Genomic DNA, 5,246 nt, shown 5'->3' on the forward strand with positions numbered 1-5,246 from the left:
TAGGAGGTGCTGGGGCCGGATCTGACGTTGATCGACCGCGTCGCCTCCGCCGCATCAGCCGCGGGCACCGCAAACGCGAGGCCACCGACAAGTGCAAGAGATGTAAGAGCTAGGTGTTTCATTTCATTACTCCGAGCCTACCCGCTACAGACGAACCTCTCGGTCGACCTTTAGTTCCTTTTGCGAATGAATGTGATGAGGCCCCCAGAAGCGAGGTCGGCATTACTGCCTCTACTTCGCTAACGAGGCCGGGGCCTATCCACGCCGGCATCAGAGTGCCATCAATAAGCTTTAGTCTGCGATCCCGAGCAGGATGAGCACTGCGCCGATGATGCCGGCCCAGAGGGCGGCCGACATGGCAACGCGCAACAGGATGAATCGAAGGCCCTTTCGACCTTGTGGTGTCGCAAGTTTCCTCAGGGTGGCCACGAAAGGGTCCGCAGTTGCTCCACCAAACGCTCAAAAGCCGCGTCGACATCATCAATGCGACCATGTGGTGGCTCACCCTTGGTTGCGACGCGAAACTCAGCGTGACGGTGCTTGACCTCCGCGAGGAGAGCGCCGGCCTCAAGGCGGGCCAAAGCTCCTTCCTCTGGCGAGCTGTAGGCCGAGGAGGCGCGAACGCCGAGATACGCGGCTTTGGCGTTCCACCCCTTTAGGGCCTTCAGGAATGGGGCGACCACTACCTCGGCCCGTCTCCGGTTCTCGACCGACGGCAGGCGGCGTTCGGGAACGACCTGTGGGTTCTCCATGGGCGATCTCCTCATTGTAGCCGAGGCTGTGATAGGTGGTGCGGAGCGGCCGCGGGCATGGCCGTGGCAAGCAACTCGTTGTAGATGCGAAGGTATCCGTCCACCATGCGGTCGGCGGTGAAGCGTCGTTCGAACGCGGCGCGCACTGCATCGCGGTCAAGCGCCCTGAGACGTTTTACAGCCTCGACGGCCTCGTCCGCGGTATCAACGATAAAACCAGTGACCCCTTCCTCGATGACTTCCGGCACCGAGCCCTTGCGGTATGCGACGATCGGCGTGCCGCAGGCCATGGCCTCGATCATTACAAGGCCGAAGGGCTCGCGCCAGGTAATGGGAAATACCAGTCCGAGGGCATTGCCCAGAAACTCCGACTTTTGCTGCTCCGTGACCTCGCCGATGTATTCGACGTGAGGGTTGGTACGGATGAGCGGCTCGATCCTGCTGTTCCAGTATTCCCGATCCATCACGTCGATTTTGGCCGCGATACGTAGTGGCAGGCCGGCCCGGGTGGCGATCTCGATGGCAGCATCGGGCCCCTTGTCGGGTGATATCCGTCCCAGGAATGCGAGGTAGCCCGCCTCGCCGCTGCCTTGTTGCAGCAGATCACGAGGGAGCCCGTTGTAGACGGTCCCTGCCCAGTTGAGATGCGAGATGGGACGCCTCTGATCGTCGGAGATGGACACCAGCGGGACGTCCGCGAAATGGTTGTAGAACCATTCGAGGTCCCGGTAGCCGATCTGGCCGTGCAGCGTGGTCAGTGTCCGGCCCTGAACGGGGCGAACCAGAGGGAAATGCAGCAAGTCGGTGTGGAAGTGCAGGATGTCGAAGTCATCCGCTCGTTTCATCACCTGATCCAGCATAGTCAGATGATACGGAGTGGCCATTCCAAGGGAAGGATCGAGCCGAAACGAGGCTGGAGAGCCGGCGACGAGCTCGGCAGAGGTCACCGAATCTCCACTGGCGAAAAGCGTCACCTGATGGCCGCGGCGCACCAGTTCCTCGGTTATGAACGAGACCACGCGTTCAGTGCCACCGTAAAGTTTGGGCGGCACGCTTTCGAACAGCGGAGCGACTTGCGCGATCCTCATCGTGGCAACCTGGACGATCTCCCATCCTCTGACGTCCGCCGCCTGCTTTGGTTCTAAGCAACGGAAGGATAAACCTCTCCCGACGCATTTGGTTTCCGCCCCAGCGGAGCCAATTCCCGTTGGCGCCTAGCGGGAACCCTCTTTCAGCGTCGTCATTGAATCCGCCGCGGCGGCCGTAACGACGGAGTTCGATGAATGGCCAAACCGAAGCTGCCTATCGAGCGGGATCAGTGGTTGTGGGTGCTAACCAAGACGACGCGGATATCTGAAGAACCCAACAGCTTGGGCGTGCACGACGTGACAGTCCAGTTGCCCAATGGCAACCTTGAGACCATGGCGTACAACCCGGACAAGATGCGTGCCGATGAGGAGCTAAGTCAGCTCCTCAATCCATGACGCGCTTGGGCGGAACCGAGTAAGCGATGGCGGGGAGATGTTCAGTGAGCCGACGCTGAAATTCCCCCGAGCGTTTAGTGTTCCAGAGTACGCATTAAGATCGGTGCCGCGATCTGACACAAGCGAGGGGCCTCTGCCTTCAAGGATCGTCCCGTCCGCCGGGAACCTCCTTCGTCACGCGAAGTTATTGGGGCCGCAAGCGGTAAAGCGCGGCAACTCTTCGACAGCGCAACCTGCTTGCATGGAGAGGAGAAAATCATGAAAACGATTGTGCTTGTTTCGCTGCTCGCCGGGCTCGCATGGCCTGCCGTGGCGGTTGCCCAGGATGCAACCACGTCGACGACGGCCGGCGTCACCCTCAGTACCGATCTCGACTCCGTCGACGAGCTGTCGGCGCATCTCGCAACTTCCGGCACTGTGGATCTGGCGACAGTTAGCGATCCCGCGAAAATCAAGATCGTCAAGGTGTCCGCGCTCGAGGCCAGCGCCTCCGGGAACATGGACAGCTTCAAGACCGCCGTGACGACGAACGCTGCCGCCCTCACCACCTTGCGCGACGCGGTGACGGCGAACACCGTCATCGTCACCAAGCTCGAGGCCGAAGGTCTGAAGGCCGGCGATGTGGTTGCCGTTGTTCATAATCAGGCCGACGGATCGATCACCATCTACGTCGACGACAGCTCCATGACCACGGGCGCCGTCGTCGGTGGCACTATGGTGGGCGGCGTCGCCGTCTCGGCAGAGGATCTTCCAAAGGTGCAGGCAGCCTGCGATACGCTGGCTGCCAAGCAGGCCCAGGGCGGTGCCGCCTCGACCGACACTGCTACCGACGCTGCACCGAGCGCTGATGCAACCACCGGTGAGACTGACGCCGGGATCGATGCCGCGACGACCAAGAGCATCGACCTGGCACTGCTGACCTACGAGTCCTGCAAGGCCGCGGGTCTCGTGAAGTAAACTGCACTGTGAAGCCCCGGAAGACGTTCCGGGGCTTCACAGTCAAAAGTCGTGCCGGAGATGGCGCCAGGGACTGGCGCACCGAGAAAGCTTCACTACCGGCCGGTTGGCGCCAGCAGCGGCACGGACTGAAGAAGTTAGACGCGGCAGTACGTATTGCCTCGCGCGCGCCACTCTAGGAAGTGCTAATACGAAACTCAGAGGCCATTCACGACACAGCGTCAGATCCGCTCCATCGACGACGTTTCCTGCGTCGCCGCGACATGGAAGAGAAAGATGACCTCACTTGGCTTTCGTCGCGCCCTCACAGCTGTTCTCGTCTCCGCCACCGTTGTCCTACCACCGCCGATCGTCTCGGGCGCGGGCAACAACGACAGCTACGAGCAGGTGTGGGACATCGAAGAGTACGACAACTGTATCAAATTTGGTTACGGGGAGCCCGTGACCTGCTGCATCAATTCCGGTGGACGCTGGGACGGCCCGAACGCGGGATCCGGAAAATGCGTCGCTCCGGACCCTGCTCAAAGTTCGGCCCCGGGTAAGGGGACGCGGCCACTAAAGCCGCACGGGCCTTTCCTGTCTCCCAAAACCCTGCTCGACTCGAAAGGCTGACGTGACACCTGGTTGTTGCTGGCGACCCCGGCGGTGTAAGCCAGCCCACAGCGAACGGTCCAGGTCCAGGACCCGGAGCGCGACGTCATCGGCCTGAGGATTGCCGTGCGCTCGGGCCGATCGCGGCCATCGGGAAAAGCCACGAACCCTCCGGGGCTGCGCTCCCAGGGCAGGCGCTTCGTTCCTGAACCATGCGAGGTATTGCGGGGCTGTCAGACGGCATGGCTTGCCTAGTGCGGGCAGGGCGGAATTTGAGTCCCGGGCGCGTCCATCCTTGTTCTCATTCCGTTCCCGGATGTATCAATCGGAAATGAGTGCGCCTGACGACCCCTTTAGCGGCTACCTTTCCGACTATCGTCATCCCAAGTTGACGATTGTCTGCACCCCCTGCGGCCGTCACGGGGAATCTTCGCAGAAAGTTCGGCAATCCGCCGTTGGCCGATGTGTGCCTGTTGGTCGCTATGGCCGGCCAGTGCCCGAAGGCGATGCAGTATCCCGGTGTCGATTGCAACGCCCATTTTGCCCGAAAATACATTGCCAATGAGGTCCGCAGTCTTGGCGCTGCGCTTCACGCTGGGTGGACCCTTAGCCTCCGATGCGAGGGCAGGCACGAGGGTCTGAAGACAAAGAAGCCCTGCATCAGGCGTTTTCGATCGACCTCGAAAGCCTGGTCGCTGGGCTGGGTCACGAATTCCCAATTGAACGCCTGCAACAGAAAATGTGCTGTCCTCGCTGCGGCAACCGGCATGTGTCGCTGTACTGGAGTACACCGCCGCGGCCGCGAGCTACCGAGCCAGTGCCGCTGCGCCGGGCAGGGTAGAGCAGCGTCCGGTTCTGGCCCTTCCGTCGGCCGGCGGCAGATCTTGGCTGCTGCTAAGCAGCTTCCTCGTGCTCCCCTCGAGCGGCTTCCCAGACCTCGCGCGCGGCATCGATGTTCATCGCAGCAATCGCCAGTCCGACAATCACGTCAGGCCACACGGACTGCCAGATGTAGGCCGTCACCAGCCCCGCCAGGATGATCGCCACGTTTGCAATGGCATCGTTGCGAGCCGACAAGAATGCTGCCCGTGTGAGGCTGCCGCTGTGGGCCCTAAACCGAGCAAGGATGAAGGCACAGGCAAGGTTGACCGCCAACGCACCCGCGCCTGTCAGCGACAAGGCAAACGGTTCGGGTGGAACCGGGTTGGTGAATTTCCCCCACAGCGCCCAGAGGAGGGCCAGGGCCGGCACCAGCAGGATCCCGGCGAGCACCATTCCAACGCGGGCACGGGTGATAGGCGTCCACGCCAGGGCGAAGAAGATCAGCAGGTTTACCGAAGCGTCCTCAAGGAAATCGACACTGTCGGCGAACAGTGAGACCGACCCTATCGAAAGGGCGACTGCGAACTCGATCCCAAAGTAGCCCAGATTAAGCAGGGCCACGATCAGGACAGCCCGTCTT

The 5,246-nt window shown here is 61.6% G+C and carries 6 protein-coding genes; 3 read left to right on the forward strand and 3 right to left on the reverse strand.

The window, feature by feature from the left end:
- Positions 1–416: 416 nt before the first annotated feature.
- Complete coding sequence (locus AC1DWU_RS23035) at positions 417–752, reverse strand: hypothetical protein (RefSeq protein WP_477152355.1); 336 nt, start codon at positions 750–752, stop codon at positions 417–419.
- A gap of 11 nt (positions 753–763) precedes the next feature.
- Entirely contained in the window at positions 764–1,840 is a 1,077-nt protein-coding gene (locus tag AC1DWU_RS23040; RefSeq protein ID WP_477152356.1) for a glycosyltransferase family 4 protein, read from the reverse strand.
- A 195-nt stretch (positions 1,841–2,035) separates the two neighbouring features.
- On the opposite strand from AC1DWU_RS23040, the gene AC1DWU_RS23045 reads away from it, so the two are divergent.
- The 3 genes from AC1DWU_RS23045 to AC1DWU_RS23055 all read left to right on the forward strand — a co-directional run bounded on the left by AC1DWU_RS23045 (position 2,036) and on the right by AC1DWU_RS23055 (position 3,805).
- Entirely contained in the window at positions 2,036–2,236 is a 201-nt protein-coding gene (locus tag AC1DWU_RS23045; protein WP_477152357.1) for a hypothetical protein, read from the forward strand.
- A 258-nt stretch (positions 2,237–2,494) separates the two neighbouring features.
- The gene (locus tag AC1DWU_RS23050; RefSeq protein ID WP_477152358.1) at positions 2,495–3,193 is read left to right on the forward strand and encodes a hypothetical protein; all 699 of its coding nucleotides are present in this window, start codon (positions 2,495–2,497) and stop codon (positions 3,191–3,193) included.
- Positions 3,194–3,469: 276 nt separating this feature from the next.
- Positions 3,470–3,805: a hypothetical protein gene (locus tag AC1DWU_RS23055; RefSeq protein WP_477152359.1), complete on the forward strand. Its 336-nt coding sequence runs from the start codon at positions 3,470–3,472 to the stop codon at positions 3,803–3,805.
- An 873-nt stretch (positions 3,806–4,678) separates the two neighbouring features.
- Here the strand turns inward: AC1DWU_RS23055 and AC1DWU_RS23060 are convergent.
- On the reverse strand, positions 4,679–5,246 hold a 568-nt coding region (locus AC1DWU_RS23060), incomplete at its 5' end, for a cation efflux transmembrane domain-containing protein (protein WP_477152360.1).

The organism is Devosia sp. P2_G7 (assembly GCF_056403495.1).

Excerpts from the sequence above, each read along its gene's own strand:
- AC1DWU_RS23045 (WP_477152357.1), top strand. The coding sequence starts at position 2,036 with ATGGCCAAACCGAAGCTGCCTATCGAGCGGGATCAGTGGTTGTGGGTG.
- AC1DWU_RS23055 (WP_477152359.1), top strand. The coding sequence starts at position 3,470 with ATGACCTCACTTGGCTTTCGTCGCGCCCTCACAGCTGTTCTCGTCTCC.
- AC1DWU_RS23050 (WP_477152358.1), top strand. The coding sequence starts at position 2,495 with ATGAAAACGATTGTGCTTGTTTCGCTGCTCGCCGGGCTCGCATGGCCT.
- AC1DWU_RS23035 (WP_477152355.1), bottom strand. The coding sequence starts at position 752 with ATGGAGAACCCACAGGTCGTTCCCGAACGCCGCCTGCCGTCGGTCGAG.
- AC1DWU_RS23040 (WP_477152356.1), bottom strand. The coding sequence starts at position 1,840 with ATGAGGATCGCGCAAGTCGCTCCGCTGTTCGAAAGCGTGCCGCCCAAA.